Raw genomic sequence first — 19,720 nt, 5'->3', positions numbered from 1 at the left:
TGCTCCTTCGTGGTTCGCTGTTGTCAGGCGAGCGCGAGGAAGAGCTTCTCGAGTTCCTCCTCGGTCAGCTTGTCGACGCAGGTGTCGTCCTGCTCGTCGAGGACACACTGCCGCAACCGGGTGGCGACGATCTTGAATCCGGCCCGGTCGAGGGCGCGCGAGACCGCGGCGAGCTGGGTGACCACCTCGCGGCATTCGCGCCCGTTCTCGATCATGGAGATCACGCCGGCGAGCTGGCCCTGTGCGCGGCGCAGCCGGTTGAGCACCTGGGTGGTGGATTCTGCGGCATTCACGGTGTTAACTGTCATGGTCGGCCCCTTCATACTGAAGATGAACCCATCATACCCGGTGGGGTATTCCCGTGCCCACATTCCGGCTCGGCGCCGATTCCCGGACCTCGGGCCGGTCGACCCGGCGATTCCTTCAGCGGCGACCGCCCTTGACCACCCGCTCGCCGGCCCGCTCCCAGGCGATCATGCCGCCGCGCAGCGAGGCGACGGGCGCCTGCGCCGCCGGGGCGAACATCCGCGCGGCGCTCGCGGAGCGCATGCCCGAGTGGCACACGAACACCACCGGCCGGTTGCGCACGATCCGCGCCGCCTTCGTCGGAACCTGGGAGAGTTCGCAGTGCTGCGCGACGGGCGCGTGCCCGGACCGGTACTCGGCGGCGGAGCGCACGTCGACGAGGACCGCCCCGCCGTCCAGCAACTCGCGCGCCCGGCCGACGCCGACGGACTCGTAGGGCTTGGCGAAGCGCGCCTTGATCTTCTCGAGCAGGCTCATCGGGTTCCGCCCTGTTCGGCCGGGTGACCGGCGCGCAGCCAGCCCTTGGTGCCGCCGGCGACCGAGACCGCGGACCGCCCCGACGCGGACACGATGTCCGCGCCGCGCAGGCTGCGATTGCCGGAGGCGCAGATGACGTAGACGAGGTCGGTCCCCGGGATCTCGGCGAGACGGGAAGCGAGTTCGCCGAGCGGGATCCACTGGGCACCGGGTACGTGCGCCTGCTCGTATTCGTAGTCCTCGCGCACGTCCACGACGGTCGCGCCGGACTTCCACTCGTCGGCGAATGCAGCGATGTCGATTTCCCTCATTGTCCACTCCTCGGCCCACACCGGTGGGCATCGTGCCGTCGTTCGAGGTTCATACCCCATGGGGTACTACATACCCTAGGGGGTATATCGGGATCTGTCCACCGTCTCCGCCGGACGACCGGCGCTTCGGCCCGGCGCGTGGGCGCTTCCGTGTAGCGTCCGAGACGATCCCGCCCGACGCACCAGTGAGGAATCGCCGATGAGCGACGGACCCGTGGCGCCGCAGCCCGGCGCGGGCCGTGCCCGCCAGAACGTCATCTACCGGGCAGGAGTGCTCGGGCGCACCCCCGCGGTGCCGACCGACTTCGCCGGCCTGGAACGCCTGGCGCGACGGAAGACGAGCCGGCGCGGCTGGGCCTACATCGCCGGGGGCGCCGGCGAGGGCGCGACGATGCGCGCCAACCGCGAGGCCTTCGACCGCTGGAAGATCGTCCCCCGCGTGCTGCGCGACGTCTCCCGCCGGGACCTGAGCGTCGAGCTGTTCGGCCGCACCCTGCCCGCCCCGGTCCTGCTGGCGCCGGTCGGCGCCGCCGAGCTCGCGCACCCCGACGCCGACGTCGCGATCGCCGGCGCGGCGGCCGAACTCGGCGTGCCCTACATCTTCTCCAACCAGGGCTGCGCCCCGATGGAGGAGAGCGCCGCGGCGATGGGAGACTCCCCGCGCTGGTTCCAGTTGTACTGGAGCAGCGACGACGACCTCGTCGACAGCCTGCTCGCCCGCGCGAAGACGATCGGCGCGGACGCCGTGGTCGTCACCCTGGACACCACCCTGCTGGGCTGGCGGCCCCAGGACCTCAACCTCGGATCCTTGCCGTTCGCCCGCGGCGAGGGCATCGCCCAGTACACCTCGGACCCGACGTTCGTGCGCATCGTCCGCGAGCGCATCGCGGCCGCCGCCGGCGCACGACCCGAGGTGGAGGTGACCCTCGGCGCGATCAGGACACTGCTCTCGATGAGCCGGCGCTACCCCGGCCGCCTCCTCGACAACCTCCGCTCCCCCGAGCCCCGGGCCGCCGTCGAGACCTTCCTCGACATCTACTCCCGGCCCTCCCTGACGTGGACGGAGATCGAGTCGCTGCGCGAACGCACCGATCTTCCCGTGCTGCTCAAGGGCATCCTCCATCCGGACGACGCCCGGCGCGCCCTCGACGCCGGGGCCGACGGCATCATCGTCTCCAACCACGGTGGCCGCCAGGTGGACGGCGCGATCGCCTCGCTCGACGCCCTGGTCGGCATCGCACCCGCCGTCGACGGCCGGGTACCGGTGCTGCTCGACAGCGGAATCCGCACCGGATCGGACGTGTTCAAGGCGCTCGCCCTCGGCGCCGACGCGGTCACCGTCGGGCGCCCGCACCTGTACGGGCTGGCGGTGGGCGGCCGCGAGGGGGCCCGCGACGCCGTCGCGAACATCATCGCCGAGTTCGATCTGACGCTCGGGCTCAGCGGGCTGACGTCGGTGAAGGAGATCACCGCGGACGCGCTCACGCGCACGTGACCGACGGGCGACGCGTGATGCCGATCTTCGACGCCCACTTCCATATCGTCGACCCCCGCTTCCCCGTGACCCCGAACGAGGGATACGTGCCGCCGGCCTTCACGGTCGCCGACTATCTCGAGCGGGTCCGCGGGCTCGGCGTCACGGGTGGCGCCGTCGTGTCCGGCTCCTTCCACGGCTTCGATCAGGGCTACCTGCTGGACGCGCTGGCCCTCCTCGGCCCCCGCTTCGTGGGCGTCACCCAACTGCCGGCGACCGTGACCGACACCGAGATCGCCCGGCTCGACGAGGCCGGCGTGCGCGGGATCCGGTTCAACCTGCGCCGCGGCGGTTCGGAATCCGCCGCCCACCTCGACTCGCTCGCGCGGCGGGTCCACGACGTCGCCGGCTGGCACACCGAGTTGTACGTCGACGCCCGCGAACTGCCCGCGCTCACCGGGACCGTCGCCGCCCTGCCCGCGGTGAGCATCGACCACCTGGGCCTGTCCGCGGCCGGACTGCCGCACCTGCTGGACCTGGTCGACCGCGGGGTCCGGGTCAAGGCGACCGGGTTCGGCCGCGCCGACTTCGACGTCGCCGCCGTTCTGCGCGCCGTCGCCGACCGGAACCCGCACGCCCTGATGTTCGGCACCGACCTGCCGTCCACCCGGGCGCCGCGGCCGTTCACCGACACGGACGTCGCAGTGGTCACCGATGCACTGGGCCCGGACCTCGCCGCGCGGGCGCTGCACGACAATGCCGCGCAGTTCTACCGCGTGCGTTGACATCCCCGGCAAGCAAGATCTCCGAAACGTCGTATGCTCCGCCGTTCGCGATCTAGACTCGGGGGCGTCATTCGGTGCGCGGGGCGCGCCGCCGGCGGGGCGCGGCGGTCGGCACCCGGACGTGACATTCCGATCACAGGAGCATCAGCATGAGCGCCGCCCGAACCACCCGAGCAATCCTCGCCACCGCCGCACCGATCGCGGCCGCCGTCCTGTTCGCCGGCAGCGCCGGCGCCGCACCGCCCCAATCCCTCGGCACGGCACTGACCTTCGGGTGCCTCAACCAGGGCAGCCTGGCCTCGATCACGGCGGTCACCGCGCAGGCCGGCCCGGAGGCGAACCCCGCGATCGCCCCCGGTCACGTACTGTTCTCCACCGCACCGGGAATGGGCCCCATGCCCGCTGCGGGGCAGGTGTCGGTCGCATGGCTCAATCAGAGCACCGGCCAGGCGGGGATCGTCGACCTCGAGGGGACGTACCCGAACCTGGCGAAGGTGGTGAACACCGGCCCGGGCACCGTGCTCACCACCGTATTCGGTTCGGTGAACCTGAGCAGCGGCCCGATCTGCAATTCGACACCGGCCGCGGGGACGGTGACCGTCGGCTGACGGTGCCGGAGTTCAGCGCGGGCTGTACATGATCAGCGCCACGCCGAGCAGGCACACCAGGGCGCCGGCCACATCCCACCGGTCGGGGCGGAAGCCGTCGACGATCATCGCCCACACGAGCGATCCGGCGACGAACACTCCGCCGTAGGCGGCGAGGATGCGACCGAAATTCGCATCCGGCTGCAGCGTTGCCACCATTCCGTACCCGCCGAGCGCAATCACACCGGCGCCCACCCAGATCCAGCCGCGCTGTTCCCGGATTCCCTGCCACACGAGCCAGGCACCGCCGATCTCGAACAGGGCCGCGACGACGAACAGGACGAGGGACTTCGCGATGCTCACGCGAAGTACCCTACGGCGCTGCACGGCTCCGGTGCGGGTGCCCGCACCGGAGCCGGCCGGAACATGGTCAGGTTCGGCTCGCCGCGCGCGGGCGGGGCACCAGCCGGGGCACGCGGGCACTGTAGTCGCGGTACCGGTCGCCGAACGTGTCGGTCAGATCGTGTTCCTCGAACCGCAGCGCGACGAGGATGTATCCGGTGGTGACCGCGGCGAACAGCAGGTGGCCCACGCTCATCGTCGGCGCCACCCAGAACGCGATCAGGAAGCCGAGATACAACGGGTGACGCACCACGCGGTACAGCATCGGGGTGCGGAATACGACTTCGGCCGGGGGTTTTCCGGCGAAGTTCCGCAGCACCTGCCGCAGGCCGAACAGGTCGAAGTGGTCGATCGCGAACGTCGATGCGAGCACGAGGCCCCATCCTGCGAAGGACACCGCATAGAGCACCACACGCACCGGTGTCGCGTCCACGTCCCAGATCTCCTGTGGCAGTGGATGCCACTGCCACATCACCAGCGCCAGGGCGGCGGTGGCGAACAGGACGAACGTGGAGCGTTCGATCGGCTGTGGGACGATGCGGGTCCATCGGTCCTTGAACCAGGGCCGGGCCATGACCGAATGCTGAACGGCGAACACGGACAACAGGGCCAGGTTCACCATCACGGCGACGACGATCGGCGTCTGCGGCCCCTCGTCGATGGTGCGGGGCACCACGAGACCTTCGACCCACCCGATCGAGTACAGGAACACCGCGAAGAACACGGCGTAGGCGGCCGCGCCGTACGCGGTCATCAGGGTGCGGCCGAGGCGGCCCCTGTCGGTCGTCTGCAACATCGTCGAACCTTCCCTCCTCCGGGCGCGCCGGCCCGTGCCACAGTCGGCGGATGTGCCGTGTGACCACGGTGCGCCGACGCGCCGGAGGACGACAGGCACCCCGGGGTGAGGTTTTCGGCACCCGGGGCGGGCGGTCATCCGCTGCCGCGGGCCACGTCCTGCGGGTCGATGTCGTCGCGCAACCCGCGCCAGCTCGGATGCCAGAGCTTGCCGGCGTCGGTCCACTCCCGGAACCGCACCTCCCCCACCAGCTTCGGGCTCACCCACACCGCGTCCCGCGCGTCCTCGCGCGGGACGTCGCCGGCGAAGGGGGTGGTGCGGCGCCGCAGACCCGCCATGGCGGCCGACAGTTCGGCGAGCTGGGGTTCGTCGAAGCCGGTGCCGACGCGGCCGACGTACTCCAGCCCGGCCTCGCCCTGCACGCCGACCAGCAGCGAGCCGAAGGTGCCGGCGCGGGCCCCCTTGCCGAGGCGCCAGCCCCCGATGACGACGTCCTGGGTGAGCCAGTTCTTCGACTTCACCCAGTCGGGGCTGCGCCGACCCGGCACGTACACCGAGTTCCGCCGCTTGGCCACCACCCCCTCCCAGCCCCGCCGGGTGCTCTCCTCCAGCGCTTCGGATCCGTTGCCGTGCAACAGGTCCGGAACGACCAGCCCGTCGGCCGCGGCGGCGAGCGCGTCGAGCACGCGCCGCCGGTCGGAATACGGCTTCCGGTACAGGGTCACCCCGTCGAGGAAGAGGACGTCGAACACGAAGTACTGCGGGGTGCCCCCGGTCCGCAGCCGCCGGAAGCTTGTGACGCCGAGGGTGTCGCACGCGACCACCTCGCCGTCGAGGACCACCTCGTGCCCGTCGAGGATGCGGGTGAGATCGGCGAGAGCGGGGTAGTCGCCGGTGATGTCGCGGCCGGAACGCGAATGCAGCCGCAGCTGCCCGTTCTCGATCTCGGCGACGGCGCGGTAGCCGTCCCACTTGCCCTCGAACGCCCATTCGCCGGCGTCGAGACCGGTCACCTCACCCGGTGTCGCGAGCATGGGCTCGAGGTCGCGCGGGAAGCTCGTCGGCGGGCCCGGCGGCGCGCTCTGGTCCTTCATGCGGTGCGCGAGCCACTGGTTGCCGGCCGTGCGGATCAGCGCGTACCGGCCCTGCACCCGCGCGCCGTGCAGGCGCACGATCACCTCGTCGTCGCGCCATTTCTCGGTGTCGTAGGTGCCGGTGTCCCAGATCGTCATGCCGCCGGCGCCGTACTCCCCCTTGGGAATCACGCCGTGGAAGGTGAGGTACTCGAGCGGATGGTCCTCGGTGCGCACCGCGAGGTTGTTGCGGCCGGGATCGTCCGGCAGATTCTTCGGCACCGCCCACGACGCGAGCACCCCGTCGCGCTCGAGCCTCAGGTCGTAGTGCAGGCGGCGGGCGTGGTGCTCCTGGATGACGAAGGAATTGCCCGGTCCGGATCCCACGGTGGCGGGGACGGGTTCGGGGGTGCGGGACGGGTCGCGCTTGTGCCGGTACTCGGTCAGGGCGTCGGACTCGGGCAGCGGCGGGTCGAGCGCGGCGAGCGGGTCGGGTCCGGCCTCGAGGCGCGCGAGCACCTCGTCGAACCGCAATTGGTGCAACCCGGGGTCGTCGAGTTCGTCCCAGGTGCGGGGCGCGGCGACCCACGGCTGCTCCCGACCGCGCAGGGAATACGGCGCGATGGTCGTCTTGGCCTGGTTGTTCTGGCTCCAGTCGAGGAACACCCGGCCACCGCGCACGGCCTTCGCCATGGTGGCGGTGACCAGGTCGGGATGCAGCGTCTCGAGGTTGATCGCCACCTGCTTCGCCACGGTCGACGCCCCGCCCGGTGCAAGCTCGCGGTCGAGCGGCACATACAGGTGTATCCCCTTGCTGCCGCTGGTGACCGGGTAGGCCGGCCAGCCCAGCCCGCCGACCATGTCGCGCACCAGGCGGGCAACCTCGGCGCACTGCGCCAGCGTGACCCCCTCCCCCGGGTCGAGGTCGAACACGATCCGCGTCGCGGGACCCGGAACGGAACCCGAGAACCGCCACTGCGGCACGTGCAGCTCGAGTGCCGCCTGCTGCCCCAGCCAGGCCAGCGACGCCACGGAGTCGAAGACCGGATACGTCACCGACCGCTGCTTGTGGTGAACAGTCTTGCGGGTGAGCCACTTCGGCGCGTGGGAGGCGAGGTTCTTCTCGAAGAACGACTCGCCGCCGACACCCTCGGGCCAGCGTTTGCGGGTGCCGGGCCGGCCCGCGACGTGAGGTAGCAGCACCGGGGCGACGGCGACGTAGTAGTCGACCACGTCGGCCTTCGTCGTGCCCGTGCTCGGGTACAGCACCTTGTCGAGGTTCGTCAGGTTCAGACGACGGCCTTCGAACGTGCGGGTCGTCATCGCCTCATTCTGCCGAGCGCGGCCCGCGGGCGCGCACTTCTCGCGCCGGTCCCCGGCGTGTCGCCCGCGCGGAGGGCACCTTCGGTGCTGCGCTCATGGGCACCTTCGGTGCTGCGCTCATGGGCACCTTCGGTGCTGGGACCCCTGAGCGCCTTCGGCGCTGCGGCTCAGCTGTAGAGTTCGGCGAACCGGCGCAGCGAGGCCTCGATGTCGCCGTGCAGGGCCCGCGCGACGCCGGAGCCGATCGGCCCGAACAGCGGTGCCCCGCCGAGGTCGATGTTCAGGCTGAGCACGGAGCCGATCCCGGCGGCCCGGACGGTCATCCGCAGCTTGAACCGGGTGCCGCCCTTGCCGGAACCGTGGAGCACGAGGTGGTGCGGCGAGTCGATCTCCCGGACGGTCCACGCGACCCGGTTACGCATGCCCTTGACCGAGACGACGGACTCGGCGGTGGTGCCGACGACGAGTTCGCTCGGCAGGTCGCTGCGCCACCCGTCGTGGATGGTCAGCCATTCGTCGAATCCGTGCAGGTCCGACGCCCGCACCCAGGTCACGTGCGGTTCGAGCGGAAGGTCGGTCGATACCTCGAGTTTGGCCATGCCCCGCAGCGTAGACGCCGAAGCGCGGACGCAGGGTGATCGACCCTGCGTCCGCGCTTCGTGGGTGTTGCCTAGTGGGCGACAGCCTTTTCGACACCGACACCGGTGAGGGAGCGGACCTCCATCTCGGCCTGCTTGGCCGGGTCCTCCAGCTTGCGCCGGCCGATGTAGGTACCGACGATGCCGAGGACGAAGGCCAGCGGGATCGACACGATGCCGGGGTTGGCGAGCGGGAAGAGGGCGAAGTCCGCGTTCGGGAACATCGAGGACGGCTTGCCGGACACCGCCGGGGAGAAGGCGATGAGCAGCAGGCAGCTGACCAGGCCGCCGTAGATGCTGAACAGGGCGCCGGTGGTGTTGAACTTCTTCCAGAACAGCGAGTACAGCAGCGTCGGCAGGTTGGCGGACGCGGCGACTGCGAAGGCCAGGGCCACCAGGAAGGCGATGTTCTGGCCCATCGCGAGGATGCCCAGCACGATCGAGACCACGCCGATCACTACGACGGTGATGCGGGAGACCCGCACCTGATCCTCCTCGGAGGCGTTGCCGCGCTTGATCACGCTGGCGTAGATGTCGTGGGCGAAGGACGCGGACGCGGTGATCGCGAGGCCGGCGACGACCGCGAGGATCGTGGCGAACGCGACGGCGGAGATGATGCCGAGGAAGATCGTGCCGCCGAGTTCGAAGGCGAGCAGCGGCGCGGCCGAGTTCTCCTTGCCGGGGGCGCCGAGGATGACGTCCGGTCCGACCATCTTGGCGGCACCGTAGCCGAGCACCAGGGTGAACAGGTAGAACCCGCCGATCAGGGCGATGGCCCAGGTCACCGAGCGCCGGGCCTCCTTGGCGGTGGGCACGGTGTAGAAGCGCATCAGCACGTGCGGCAGGCCGGCGGTGCCGAGCACCAGGGCGATGCCGAGCGAGACGAAGTCGAGCCGGGTCATGTCGCTGATGCCGTACTTGGCGCCGGGGGCGAGCACGTCGCGGCCGGCGACGGCCTCGTTGGTGGAGCTGTTCACCATGGCCTGCGCGTCGGCCAGCAGCTGCGAGAAGTTGCCGCGGACCGCGAGCAGCACGAGCACGAACATGATGCCGGCACCGGCGACGAGCAGCACGGCCTTGACCATCTGCACGTAGGTGGTGCCCTTCATGCCGCCGATGAGCACGTACACGATCATCAGGACGCCGACCACGGCGACGACGATGCCCTGGCCGAGCTTGCCGTCGATGTTGAGCAGCAGCGCGACGAGGCCGCCCGCACCGGCCATCTGGGCGAGCAGGTAGAACAGCGACACCGCGAGGGTGGACAGCGCGGCGGCCATGCGCACCGGACGCTGCTTGAGCCGGAAGCTCAGGACATCGGCCATGGTGAACCGGCCGGTGTTGCGCAGCAGTTCGGCGACGAGCAGCAGGGCGACGAGCCAGGCGACGAGGAAGCCGATGGAGTACAGGAATCCGTCGTAGCCGTAGACGGCGATGGCGCCGGCGATGCCGAGGAACGACGCGGCCGACAGGTAGTCGCCGGCGATCGCGAAGCCGTTCTGCGGGCCGGAGAACTGCCCGCCGCCGGTGTAGAAGTCCGAGGCCTTCTTGGTGGAGCGGCTGGCCCGGATGACCAGGCTCATCGTCACGACGACGAATGCGACGAAAATCGCGATGTTGAACAGGGGGTTGCCGACGTCGGTGGCACCCTGGGCCAGAACTGTCACTGGGCCGGTCCTTCCAGCTCTTCACGGATCGCGGCGGACCGCGGATCCAGGTCACGGTTGGCGAACCGCACGTAGAGCGCGGTGATGACGAAGGTCGATACGAACTGCGCGAGTCCGAGGATCAGGCCGAGGTTGATGTTGCCGAGCACCTTGGTCGCCATGAAGTCGGCGGCGTAGGTGGCCAGCAGGACGTACACGAAGTACCAGGTGAGGAAGAGTCCCGTCATCGGGAAGACGAACCGCCGGAGCCGGCGGCGCAAGTCCTGGAACTCCGGACTCGCCTGCATGTCGACGAAGTCCTGCGCATCGGGCGTGCGGCGCTCGAGCGCCCCGCCCTTGCCGAGGTGAGCTGTGGTCACTGCCGACTCCTTGGTCGTGGCTTCAGGGATCGCCCCTGTGAGACGTACTACCAGTAGACCGTAATGAGACGAGAGTCACACGAGAAGATGGTGGCACCGGTCACACGCCGAGCTGTCGACCGGTGCGGCGAACGGTCCCCCGGGCGCGACGAGTGGCGGCTCAGTGGCCTCGCGGCCGGGGCGACTTTCCGGGTCCGCGCCGGTCCGCGGGGTCGCCGGTGTCCTCGAACGCCCCGAGCTCCCGGTCCCGGCCCATCCCCAGCCGCTCGGGCACGTGCATGCGGGAGAAGACGCGACCGATGTCCGCCGGGACGCGGGATCGGGTGGCGAGGCTGACGACGACCATGGTGACGAACGCGAGTGGCACGCTCACGGCGGCCGGGTAGCCGATGACGGCGGCGAGCCAGCCTCCGCCCGTCCCGGGGTCGATGCGCACCAGCACGACCACCAGGGCCGCGCCGCCGGCCACCACCGCGCCGACCACCATGCCCGCGGCCGCCCCGGCCGCGGTGAGCCCGCGCCACCAGATGCCGAGCATCAGCAGCGGACACAGCGTGGAGGCGGCCACCGCGAACACCAGACCCACCGCCCGCGACAGGTCCAGCGACGTCACCGCCAGCGACAGGCCGAGCGGCACCAGGCCGGCGAGGACGGCCGCGATCCGGAAGTCCCGCACCCGCCCCCGCAGCACGTCGGTGGACAGCACGCCGGCGACGCTGACCAGCAACCCCGAGGACGTGGACAGGAACGCCGCGATCGCGCCGGCGGCGACGAGCGCGGCGAGCAGCTGGCCGCCCCAGCCGGACAGGACCGACCCCGGCAGCAGCAGCACGGCCGCGTCCGAGCGGCCGGTGATGAGCAGTTGCGGCACGTACAGGCGCGCGAACACCCCGAGCAGCGTCGGGAACAGATAGAACACGCCGAGCAGGGCGATCACCGCGAGCGACGTCATGCGGGCCGCACGCCCGTCGGGGTTGGTGTAGAAGCGCACCAGCACGTGCGGCAGCCCCATGGTGCCGAGGAAGGTGGCGAGGATCAGCGAATACACCTGGAACATCGGGTGCGCGCCGCCGATCCCGCCGCCGGGCGCGGCCCAGTCGTCGTTGGTGGCGGGTGCCCCGGCCACCACCGGCACGGCTGCGCCGGGCTCGAGCACCAGCGCCGTGCCGGCGGCCACCTCGTGCTCGCCGGGCGCGAGCAGCACGGTGCCGTCCACGGTCCGTCCGTCGACCCGTCCGGTGGCGGCGACCTCGAGGGGCTCGCCGACCTGGACGACGACGTCGGTGGTGACGTCGACGGTGGTGCGCTCGGTGACCGTCGGCGGCGCCGGCTGCCCGACGGCGCGGTCGTCGTCGAGGAAGTGGACGGCGAGCACGAGGGCCGGCACCGCGACGGCGGTGAGCTTGAGCCAGTACTGGAACGCCTGGACGAAGGTGATCGAGCGCATGCCGCCACCGACGACGTTGCCGACGACGATCAAGCCGACCGCGACGACGCCGACCCAGTCGGGGACGCCGAGCAGGATGTTCAGGGTCAGTCCCGCGCCCTGGAACTGGGGGACGAGGTAGAGCACGCAGACGACGGCGACGATCACCATCGCCAGGGTGCGCAGCCATCGCGCGCCGAGCCGGAACTCCGCGAAGTCGGGCACCGTATAGGCGCCGGACCGGCGCAGCGGCGCGGCGACGAACAGCAGCAGGCCCAGGTAGCCCGCCGTGAAGCCCACCGGATACCACAGGGCGTCGGCGCCGTACTTGGCGATCAGCCCGGCCACTCCGAGAAACGAGGCGGCGGAGAGGTATTCACCGGATATGGCGGCGGCGTTCCAGCGGGGGCCGACGCTGCGGGAGGCGATGAGGAAGTCGGAGGTGGTGCGGGCCAGCCGGACTCCGTAGATGCCGATCGCGACGGTGGCGGCGGCTGCGGCGACGAGCCCGATGACGGTGACGACGGGGATCGAACCGGTATCCATGAGCCGCTCAGTCGTCGACCAGGTCGGTGAAGTCCTGCTCGTTGCGTTCGGCCAGGCGGACGTAGAGCCCGCCGATGCCGAGCAGCAGCGGGTATCCGACGAATCCGAGCAGCAGCCACGGCAACCGGATGCCGAGCACCGTCAGGTCCGTCAGGCGCGGCACGAAGTGGAACAGCAGCGGCAGGGCACACAGCAGGCACACCGCGACGAGCGAGAGCCGCGCGGCGAGGCCGAGCTGGGCTCGGACCAGGCCGCGCACCATGGCCTCCCCGACCTCGGTCTGTTCCTGGACCTCCACGCGGGTGCGCACCATGCGGGCGCCGCGGCGCTGGGCGAGCACCACCCGTTCGCGCGGCGGCGGGCCGCCCGAACTGCGCGGCGGCGGGCCGCCCGAACCACGCGGCGGCGAGCCGCCCGAACCACGCGGCGGCGGGCCGCCCGAACCACGCGGCGGCGAGCCGCCCGAACCACGCGGCGGCGGGCCGCCCGAACCACGCGGCGGCGGGTTGCCGGACGGACTCATCTGGTCGTCCAGGTCTGCATCGGTCCGCGGATCAGGCGGTCCTTGAGCTCGCGGGTGTGGCGACGGCTCACCGGCAGTTCGACGGGCGGCTTGCCCTCCTCGGCCCGCAGGCACACGACGAGGCCGGAGCCGACGCTGCGAATGCCGGTCACCAGGGGCAGCGACACGAGGTAGGAGCGGTGCACCCGCAGGAACCCGGCGTCGGCCCAGCGGCTCTCGAGGGTGGAGATGGGGATGCGCACCAGGTGGGAGCCGGTGCCGGTGTGCAGGCGTGCGTAGTCGCCGTCGGCCTCGACCCACTGCACCGACGACCGCGGCACCAGTGTGGTCACGCCGCCGAGTTCGACGGGGATCACCTCGTCCGCCGCGGCCGCGCCCGCGGCGGCGGATTCGGTTTCGCGGGTGCGGCGGCGCTCGGCGATGCGGCGCACCGCCTCGGCGAGACGTTCCTCGCGCAGGGGTTTGAGCAGGTAGTCGACCGCGCCGAGGTCGAAGGCCGCCACCGCACGGTCGTCGTGCGCGGTCACGAACACAACGGCGGGCGGGTTCGCGAAGTTGCGCAGGATGCCGGCGAGCTCCAGGCCGTCGAGGCCGGGCATGTTGATGTCGAGGAACACCGCATCGATCCCGCCGTCGCGCAGCAGCCGCAGGGCGGTGGTCGCCTCGCCCGCGGTGTGGACATGGCCGATTTCCTCGCGTCGCCGCAGCAGGTACGCGAGCTCGTCGAGGGCCGGCGGTTCGTCGTCGACGGCCAGCACGGTGAGGGTGTCGGTGGTGTCGTTCACAGCCGGTCCATCGTGCCATGCCGGACCGTCCGCGCGGAGCGGACCGGTCCACTCGCGCGGAGCGGGGCCGGGTGGCGGAAGGGTCGCGTCATGCCCGTATCCCGGGCCGGAACTTCGGCACCCGCATGCTGACCTTCGTTCCGGCCCCCGGCGCCGTCTCGACGACGAGGCCGTAGTCGTTGCCGAACGCTGCGCGCAGGCGATCGTCGACGTTGGCCAGTCCCACGTGCGCCGCCTCCTTGGCGCTGGTGCGCCCCTGTCCCTCGGCGACGGCGTCGAGATCGCCGGAGCGCAGGAGTTCGGGGTCCATGCCGACGCCGTCGTCCTCGACGCTGATGACGCAGTCGGTGCCCTCGTCCGCGGCGACGATGCTGATGGTGCCGGTGCGGGTGCTCTTGCCCGCGATGCCGTGCCGCACGGCGTTCTCGACGAGGGGCTGCAGGGCGAGGAACGGCAGCACCACGTTGAGCACCTCCGGCGCGACCTGCAGCCGCACCTCGAGGGCGTTGCCGAACCGGGCCCGCTCGAGCGTGAGATACCGGTCGATGTTGCGCAGTTCGTCGGCGAGCAGCGTGTACTCCCCGGCCGCGCGGAACGAGTACCGGGTGAAGTCGGCGAATTCGAGGAGCAGTTCGCGGGCGCGTTCGGGGTCGGTGCGCACGAACGACGCGACGGTGCCCAGGGCGTTGTAGATGAAGTGCGGGCTGATCTGAGCGCGCAGCGCCAGCACCTCGGCGCGGTCGAGGCGGGCGCGGGAGGCGTCGAGTTCGGCGAGTTCGATCTGGCTGCAGGCGTAGCGGGCGACCTCGGTGAGCACGCCGAGCAGAGCCGGGCCGGGTTCGGTGGTGGTCACGACGCCGAGCGCACCGACGACCCCGACGTTGTCGATGACGAGCGGCTGCACGATCACGGCGCGCGCGGCCTGCTCGTCCGGACCGCGCTGGAGGTCACCGTGCCCGACGAGGACGCGCCGGTCGTCGGCGATCGCGCGCTTCGCGGCGGCGAGCAACTGGGCGGACAGCCCTTCGAAGGGGCCGCTCCACGCCAAGCGGGTGCCGTCCGCGTCGACGAGCGCAACGGACGACGTGCCGGTGAGCGAGCGCAGGTGCGGGGCGGCCTCCTGCGCGGACGTCGCGTCGAGGCCCCGACGCAGCGGCCGCGCGGCCAGCGACGCGGTGTGCAGGGTGGCGTGCACGGCACGTTCGGCCGGTGTGGTCAGGCCGCGCCGGGTGCGCAGCCACAGCACGGTGACGCCGGCGACGACGAGCAACGCGACGGCCAGGAGCGCGGCGAGGGTTGCGCTCACCGCGGGTCCGGTCCCGGCTCGGCGTCGAGCCGCGCCACGAGGGTCTTCGGCGCGACGGTGCGGTACGCGTCCTCGACGATGTCCGCGACGTCGTCCCAGAAGGCGTCGCCGGTGGCGCCGGGGCCGTCGAGGCGGACCCCGATCCAGCCACGGGTGCCGACGTACGGCGGCCGGAAGAAGCGATCCGGGTCCCACTCGATCCAATCCTGTTGTGCGCCCGCGGGTGCGGCCGCCCAGAACGCGACACGGTCGTCGTGGTGGTGGTCGGCGAAGGTGGCGAACTGCGGGGAGCGGCGGACGAACCAGGCCGGTTCGCCGTGGCTGACGCGCTCGGTGACGTCCGGAAGCGCGGTGCACAGGGCACGCAGGCGGTCGAGCGGACTCATCATGAGTTCACGCTAGGCCACCGCAGCGACGCCGTTGCGGGGTACACGGTGGCCGGGTGCACGCGGATCGGCGCGGCGCCGGCCGGTGCCCGCACAGGCCTCAGCAGCAACGTGCCCCCGGGTTCGCATCCGCGGCGGCGTAACGGGTGCGCCAGTACTCGCGTTCCGTGGGGATCTCGGCTCCGGGATGCAACCGTTCCAGGTGGGCGACGTACCGCGCGTAGTCGTGGTCGCCCATCAGCGCTCCGATCCACCAGCGCACCGTTCGTCCCCGCGCGGCGAGCACGGCGAGCACCCTACTCACGGTGCGCTCCGGTCGGCTCCGAGCGGGGTCCACGAGCGGGACGGATGTGCGCGGCGCCCGGGGCGCGCACGCGTCCGGACGCGATGAGCACGTCCCACTGGTGCTGTATTCGTTTCTCGGCGGCCGTGGGTACGAACCCGGCCGGGGCGAAGATCTTCGACGGAACGTCGGGAGCCTCGGTGGTGGGCAGCCCTCCGGCCCGGAACGCCTTGACGCACACGATGGCTCCCGCGACGGCGACGATCAGCACGAGACTCGCGAACACGATCGACAGTGTGCCCTGGATGAAGGTGTTGCGGATCACCGCGTCGATCGCGGCGGGGCTCGTCGCGGACCGGAAACTGGTCTCCCCTGCGTCCTTGGCGGCCTGGAAGTCGAAGTGCTGGGTCCAGTACCCGATCGCGGGATCCCCCGAGAAGATCTTCTGCCACGAGGCGGTCATCGTCACGATCAGGTCCCACACGAGCGGAACGCCCGGGATCCATGCCCATTTGAACAGGCCCTTCTTCATCACCACGGTGAGCACGACCGTCAGGGCGATCGCGGCGAGCAGCTGGTTGGCGATGCCGAACAGCGGGAAGAGGGTGTTGATGCCCCCGAGCGGATCGGTGACGCCCATCAGCAGGATCGCGCCCCACGCGGCCACGACCAGCAGAGAGCACAGCCACGCGCCCGGACGCCACGACGGGTCCTTGAACCGGCGTGCCGGTCCCCCGAAGTTGCCGAGCGAATCCGAGAGCATGAAGCGGGCGACGCGGGTGCCGGCGTCGACGGTCGTGAGGATGAACAGGGCCTCGAACATGATCGCGAAGTGGTACCAGAACGACTTCAGCGCGTCGCCACCGAACAGGTCGCTCAGCACGCTGGACATCCCGAACGCGAGGGTCGGGGCGCCGCCGGTGCGCGAGATGATCGAGTCCTCCCCGACGTCGGCGGCGGCCTGGGAGATGGCCTCCGGGGTGATGTCCGGAGCACCCAGTCCGAGGCCGTTGACGTAGTCCGCCGCAGTGGCGGGAGTGCCTCCGGTCACGCCGGCCGGGGCGTTGAGCACGAAGTACAGATGCTGATCGATCACACAGGCGGTGATCAGCGCCATGATCGCCACGAAGGATTCGGTGAGCATGCCCCCGTACCCGATCAGCCGGGTCTGCTTCTCCTTCTCGAGCAGCTTCGGGGTCGTGCCGGAGGAGATGAGCGCGTGGAAGCCGGACAGTGCGCCGCAGGCGATGGTGATGAACAGGAACGGGAACAGCGATCCGGCGAAGGCCGGGCCGTTGCCCTCGAGAGCGAAGGAGGTGACGTCCGGCATCTGCAGGGTCGGGCGGACGATGAGAATACCCACGGCGAGCAGCGCGATCGTCCCGACCTTCATGAACGTGGACAGGTAGTCTCGCGGCGCCAGCAGCAGCCACACCGGTAGCACCGAGGCGGCGAATCCGTACGCGATCATCAGCCACGTGATGGTGACCTTGGACAGGGTGAACCACTCGGCTCCCCAGTCCGTTTCGGCCACCCAGCCGCCGGCGACGATGGCCAACAGGAGCAGTGCGACGCCGATGAGCGAGACCTCCGAGACCCGGCCCGGCCGCAGGTAACGCAGGTACACCCCCATGAAGAGGGCGATGGGGATGGTCATCGCGATGGAGAACAGACCCCATGGGCTCTCGGCGAGCGCATTGACCACGACCAGAGCGAGAACCGCGATGAGGATGATCATGATGACGAAGACCGCGACCATGGCGGCGATTCCGCCGACGACGCCCAGTTCCTCCCGCGCCATCTGACCGAGGCTGCGCCCGCGGCGCCGCGACGAGATCGACAGCACCAGGAAATCCTGCACCGCACCGGCGAACACGACGCCGAGGATGATCCACAGGGTGCCCGGCAGGTACCCCATCTGCGCGGCCAGCACCGGACCGACGAGAGGACCGGCGCCGGCGATCGCGGCGAAGTGGTGTCCGAACAGCACCCGCCGGTCCGTCGGGATGTAGTCCTTTCCGTTCTCGAGGATCTCCGCCGTGGTGGCCCGGTCGTCGCGCGGTTGGACGATCTTGCTCTCGACCAGCCTGGCGTAGAAGCGGTAGGCGATCAGATACGTGCACACCGCGGCGATCACGAACCAGACCGCGTTGACGTTCTCCCCGCGGACCACCGCGATCATCGTCCAGGCGACACCACCGAGCAGCGCCAGCACGACGAACACGACGCGGGCCGACGAAGGCATCGGGGAACGGTCGACGATGCCGACCGGCGGGAGGTCGGGATCCGTGCGCAGGTATTCGATCCGGGGCGGGGACTCGGGAACCGATTCGACGGCCATAAGGAATCCTAGAATCGTCTGCTCCCGCCCCGGCGGGAAAACGCGGATGTCGGCAGTCCGGGGCCCGGTCAGTACCGGGTGCGCCGGTTGAGCCGTTCCTCCGCGGCCGCCTCCTCGACGTCGAGTCCCTCGAGCACCGTACGGAGCGTCTCGTCGTCGAGGTCACCGTTGTCGCGTGCCGCGATCAGGGCCTGCCGCTGGGCGCGCAGCACGGAGCGCCGGAGCTTCTCGAACAGGGTGCCCGAGTCGGGCACGGCCGGTTCGTGCTCACCGGCCTCCTCGGCCTGCTGCGCTTCGAGGCGGGCCTTCATGGACCGGTTCACCCGGGCGAGGATGCGCTGCAGCGCCTCGGCGTCGACGCCGCCGGGCGGGTTCTTCGCGAGCAGCGCGAGGTGCTGTTCGGCGGCGGTGCCGGAGATGGTCCGCGCACGTTCCATCTGCTCCTGGGCATACAGCTGTTCGTAGGGATCGGCGACGTTCAGCACCCGGATGAGGGCCGGCATCGTCACCCCCTGGATCAGCAGGGTGCCGACCGCGACCACGAAGGCGATCACCTGGATGGTCTCGCGACCGGGGAACGGCTCGCCGGAGGCCAGGACGAGCGGCACGCCCCCGGCGGCCGCGAGGGTCACCACACCGCGCATCCCGGCCCACGAGATCACCAGGTACTCACGGCCGGTGAGCTGGTCGCGCCCCAGCCGGTCGAGCCCGACCTCCCGCGTGAGGCGGCGACGCGCCCAGTGCAGCAGCACCCACAGCGGCCGCACCGCGATCACCACACCGAGCACCGCGAACGCGTAGAGGAACGCGCGGTGCACGTCGAGACCGCTCTCGCGGACCTCGTCGATCACGAACTTCAGCTGCAGCCCCATGTAGGCGAAGACGAACATCTCGAGCAGCACGTCGAGGCTCTCCCACACCGCCCGTTCCTGGATGCGCGTCGCCACGGAGGCGTCGGTGGCCCGGTGCCCCATGTACAGGCCGGCCGCGACCACGGCCAGCACACCGGACGCCTCGATCTCCTCGGCGGCCAGGTAGGCGGTGAACGGGAGCACCAGTCCCAGCACCGTTTCCAGCGGCGAGTCGTACATGCGGCCGCGCACCCGGTGCACCACGACGGCGAGCAGCAATCCGATCGCCACGCCGCCGGCCACCTCGTACCCGAAGAACACCACGGGCGAGTCCACCAGCACCCGGGTGCCGGCGACGGCGGAGACCGCGACGGTGAACAGGGTCAGCGCGGTCGCGTCGTTGACCAGACCCTCACCGGTGAGGACCGCGATGACGCGTTTGGGCAGTCCGAGTCGCTGTCCGACGGCGACGGCGCTGACCGCGTCGGTCGGCGCGACCACGGCCCCGAGCACGAGTGCGGCGCCGAGGGTCAGATCCGGCACCAGCGCCGAGGCGGAGAACGCGACGGCGAAGGCCGTGACCAGGACGGTGAAGATGCCCAGCCGCAGGATCGGCGCGAGGTGCCGGCGGAAGGTCGCCACGGAGAAGCGCAGCGCCGCCGAGTACAGCAGCGGCGGCAGCACCACCCCGAGGATGATGTCCGGATGCAACTCGAGCCGCGGCATGCCGGGCAGGAACGAGGCGATCGAGCCGATGGTGACGAGGACCAGCGGGGCCTGGAGGTTTCCGCGGTTCGCGAGTCCGGTGACGGCGACGGCCGCGATGACGACGAGGAGGATCCAGGTCCCGTTCACCCGTCGATTGTGACCCGGACGGGCGGTGGGCGCCGCCGCACGATCCGAGTGCCCGGTGTCCGAGCCCACCGGGCACCGATACTCGCGTGCCCTGCACCGCACCCTTGACACCCCCCGAGAAACGAACGTATATTCACCTCAAGTGAATGAGCATTCATTTTGCTCGTGTGCTTTTCGAAATCCGACGCACCCCGCCCCGAAGGCCCCGGTGGTGCCCCAG

The 19,720-nt window shown here is 70.8% G+C and carries 20 protein-coding genes; 3 read left to right on the top strand and 17 right to left on the bottom strand.

Going from position 1 to position 19,720, the window contains the following annotated elements:
* Positions 1–23 precede the first annotated feature (23 nt).
* The 3 genes from HFP48_RS07300 to HFP48_RS07290 all read right to left on the bottom strand — a co-directional run bounded on the left by HFP48_RS07300 (position 24) and on the right by HFP48_RS07290 (position 1,094).
* On the bottom strand, positions 24–308 hold the full coding sequence (locus tag HFP48_RS07300; protein ID WP_037201469.1) for a metal-sensitive transcriptional regulator: 285 nt from the start codon (positions 306–308) through the stop codon (positions 24–26).
* Positions 309–423: 115 nt separating this feature from the next.
* Entirely contained in the window at positions 424–783 is a 360-nt protein-coding gene (locus HFP48_RS07295; RefSeq protein ID WP_006930269.1) for a rhodanese-like domain-containing protein, read from the bottom strand.
* A complete protein-coding gene (locus tag HFP48_RS07290; RefSeq protein ID WP_006930266.1) occupies positions 780–1,094 on the bottom strand; it encodes a rhodanese-like domain-containing protein in 315 nt (104 codons plus the stop codon). The genes HFP48_RS07295 and HFP48_RS07290 overlap by 4 nt, the downstream gene beginning before the upstream one ends.
* Before the next feature lie 199 nt (positions 1,095–1,293).
* On the opposite strand from HFP48_RS07290, the gene HFP48_RS07285 reads away from it, so the two are divergent.
* The 3 genes from HFP48_RS07285 (at position 1,294) to HFP48_RS07275 (ending at position 3,961) form a co-directional block, all read left to right on the top strand.
* A complete protein-coding gene (locus HFP48_RS07285) occupies positions 1,294–2,589 on the top strand; it encodes a lactate 2-monooxygenase (protein WP_006930265.1) in 1,296 nt (431 codons plus the stop codon).
* Between the two features lie 17 nt (positions 2,590–2,606).
* On the top strand, positions 2,607–3,353 hold the full coding sequence (locus HFP48_RS07280; RefSeq protein ID WP_037201466.1) for an amidohydrolase family protein: 747 nt from the start codon (positions 2,607–2,609) through the stop codon (positions 3,351–3,353).
* Between the two features lie 149 nt (positions 3,354–3,502).
* Positions 3,503–3,961: a hypothetical protein gene (locus HFP48_RS07275; RefSeq protein WP_043797747.1), complete on the top strand. Its 459-nt coding sequence runs from the start codon at positions 3,503–3,505 to the stop codon at positions 3,959–3,961.
* Between the two features lie 12 nt (positions 3,962–3,973).
* Here HFP48_RS07275 and HFP48_RS07270 read toward each other — a convergent pair whose 3' ends face one another.
* From HFP48_RS07270 to HFP48_RS07205, 14 genes are all read right to left on the bottom strand, one after another.
* Positions 3,974–4,303 carry a YnfA family protein gene (locus HFP48_RS07270; RefSeq protein WP_029541928.1) on the bottom strand — a complete coding sequence of 110 codons (330 nt, stop codon included), beginning with the start codon at positions 4,301–4,303 and terminating at the stop codon, positions 3,974–3,976.
* A 67-nt stretch (positions 4,304–4,370) separates the two neighbouring features.
* Positions 4,371–5,138, bottom strand: coding sequence for a methanethiol S-methyltransferase (gene mddA / locus HFP48_RS07265; protein ID WP_006930258.1), 768 nt, complete (start codon positions 5,136–5,138; stop codon positions 4,371–4,373).
* Between the two features lie 134 nt (positions 5,139–5,272).
* Positions 5,273–7,534, bottom strand: a complete 2,262-nt coding sequence (locus HFP48_RS07260; RefSeq protein WP_065922923.1) for an ATP-dependent DNA ligase — start codon at positions 7,532–7,534, stop codon at positions 5,273–5,275.
* Between the two features lie 167 nt (positions 7,535–7,701).
* The gene (locus HFP48_RS07255) at positions 7,702–8,133 is read right to left on the bottom strand and encodes an SRPBCC family protein (protein WP_006930253.1); all 432 of its coding nucleotides are present in this window, start codon (positions 8,131–8,133) and stop codon (positions 7,702–7,704) included.
* A 71-nt stretch (positions 8,134–8,204) separates the two neighbouring features.
* Positions 8,205–9,839, bottom strand: a complete 1,635-nt coding sequence (locus HFP48_RS07250; RefSeq protein ID WP_006930252.1) for a cation acetate symporter — start codon at positions 9,837–9,839, stop codon at positions 8,205–8,207.
* Positions 9,836–10,198, bottom strand: coding sequence for a DUF485 domain-containing protein (locus HFP48_RS07245; protein ID WP_006930250.1), 363 nt, complete (start codon positions 10,196–10,198; stop codon positions 9,836–9,838). The genes HFP48_RS07250 and HFP48_RS07245 overlap by 4 nt, the downstream gene beginning before the upstream one ends.
* Before the next feature lie 160 nt (positions 10,199–10,358).
* On the bottom strand, positions 10,359–12,170 hold the full coding sequence (locus tag HFP48_RS07240; RefSeq protein WP_006930241.1) for a cation acetate symporter: 1,812 nt from the start codon (positions 12,168–12,170) through the stop codon (positions 10,359–10,361).
* Positions 12,171–12,177: 7 nt separating this feature from the next.
* Positions 12,178–12,483 (bottom strand): hypothetical protein, encoded by a 306-nt coding sequence (locus HFP48_RS07235; RefSeq protein WP_202917667.1) that lies wholly within the window; start codon positions 12,481–12,483, stop codon positions 12,178–12,180.
* 206 nt (positions 12,484–12,689) lie between these two features.
* On the bottom strand, positions 12,690–13,478 hold the full coding sequence (locus HFP48_RS07230) for a LytTR family DNA-binding domain-containing protein (protein ID WP_006946359.1): 789 nt from the start codon (positions 13,476–13,478) through the stop codon (positions 12,690–12,692).
* Positions 13,479–13,566: 88 nt separating this feature from the next.
* The gene (locus HFP48_RS07225; RefSeq protein WP_065922924.1) at positions 13,567–14,784 is read right to left on the bottom strand and encodes a histidine kinase; all 1,218 of its coding nucleotides are present in this window, start codon (positions 14,782–14,784) and stop codon (positions 13,567–13,569) included.
* Positions 14,781–15,173: an MmcQ/YjbR family DNA-binding protein gene (locus tag HFP48_RS07220; protein ID WP_168579288.1), complete on the bottom strand. Its 393-nt coding sequence runs from the start codon at positions 15,171–15,173 to the stop codon at positions 14,781–14,783. The genes HFP48_RS07225 and HFP48_RS07220 overlap by 4 nt, the downstream gene beginning before the upstream one ends.
* A 97-nt stretch (positions 15,174–15,270) precedes the next feature.
* Positions 15,271–15,465, bottom strand: coding sequence for a YbdD/YjiX family protein (locus tag HFP48_RS07215; RefSeq protein WP_072634540.1), 195 nt, complete (start codon positions 15,463–15,465; stop codon positions 15,271–15,273).
* 1 nt (position 15,466) lies between these two features.
* Complete coding sequence (locus HFP48_RS07210) at positions 15,467–17,794, bottom strand: carbon starvation CstA family protein (RefSeq protein WP_072634539.1); 2,328 nt, start codon at positions 17,792–17,794, stop codon at positions 15,467–15,469.
* 68 nt (positions 17,795–17,862) lie between these two features.
* On the bottom strand, positions 17,863–19,500 hold the full coding sequence (locus HFP48_RS07205; protein WP_168579287.1) for a Na+/H+ antiporter: 1,638 nt from the start codon (positions 19,498–19,500) through the stop codon (positions 17,863–17,865).
* Between the last annotated feature and the right edge of the window lie 220 nt (positions 19,501–19,720).

It is taken from the genome of Rhodococcus sp. DMU1 (assembly GCF_012272955.1).
Lineage (GTDB): Bacteria > Actinomycetota > Actinomycetes > Mycobacteriales > Mycobacteriaceae > Rhodococcus > Rhodococcus aetherivorans.
The sequence above is the reverse complement of the archived record's forward strand: the minus strand, read 5'-3'. Positions and strand labels throughout refer to the sequence as shown.

What these genes read in the sequence shown, in the direction of transcription:
- HFP48_RS07300 (WP_037201469.1), bottom strand. Translation starts at nt 308, where the DNA reads ATGACAGTTAACACCGTGAATGCCGCAGAATCCACCACCCAGGTGCTC.
- HFP48_RS07295 (WP_006930269.1), bottom strand. Translation starts at nt 783, where the DNA reads ATGAGCCTGCTCGAGAAGATCAAGGCGCGCTTCGCCAAGCCCTACGAG.
- HFP48_RS07290 (WP_006930266.1), bottom strand. Translation starts at nt 1,094, where the DNA reads ATGAGGGAAATCGACATCGCTGCATTCGCCGACGAGTGGAAGTCCGGC.
- HFP48_RS07285 (WP_006930265.1), top strand. Translation starts at nt 1,294, where the DNA reads ATGAGCGACGGACCCGTGGCGCCGCAGCCCGGCGCGGGCCGTGCCCGC.
- HFP48_RS07280 (WP_037201466.1), top strand. Translation starts at nt 2,607, where the DNA reads ATGCCGATCTTCGACGCCCACTTCCATATCGTCGACCCCCGCTTCCCC.
- HFP48_RS07275 (WP_043797747.1), top strand. Translation starts at nt 3,503, where the DNA reads ATGAGCGCCGCCCGAACCACCCGAGCAATCCTCGCCACCGCCGCACCG.
- mddA (WP_006930258.1), bottom strand. Translation starts at nt 5,138, where the DNA reads ATGTTGCAGACGACCGACAGGGGCCGCCTCGGCCGCACCCTGATGACC.
- HFP48_RS07260 (WP_065922923.1), bottom strand. Translation starts at nt 7,534, where the DNA reads ATGACGACCCGCACGTTCGAAGGCCGTCGTCTGAACCTGACGAACCTC.
- HFP48_RS07255 (WP_006930253.1), bottom strand. Translation starts at nt 8,133, where the DNA reads ATGGCCAAACTCGAGGTATCGACCGACCTTCCGCTCGAACCGCACGTG.
- HFP48_RS07240 (WP_006930241.1), bottom strand. Translation starts at nt 12,170, where the DNA reads ATGGATACCGGTTCGATCCCCGTCGTCACCGTCATCGGGCTCGTCGCC.
- HFP48_RS07235 (WP_202917667.1), bottom strand. Translation starts at nt 12,483, where the DNA reads ATGGTGCGCACCCGCGTGGAGGTCCAGGAACAGACCGAGGTCGGGGAG.
- HFP48_RS07220 (WP_168579288.1), bottom strand. Translation starts at nt 15,173, where the DNA reads ATGATGAGTCCGCTCGACCGCCTGCGTGCCCTGTGCACCGCGCTTCCG.
- HFP48_RS07210 (WP_072634539.1), bottom strand. Translation starts at nt 17,794, where the DNA reads ATGGCCGTCGAATCGGTTCCCGAGTCCCCGCCCCGGATCGAATACCTG.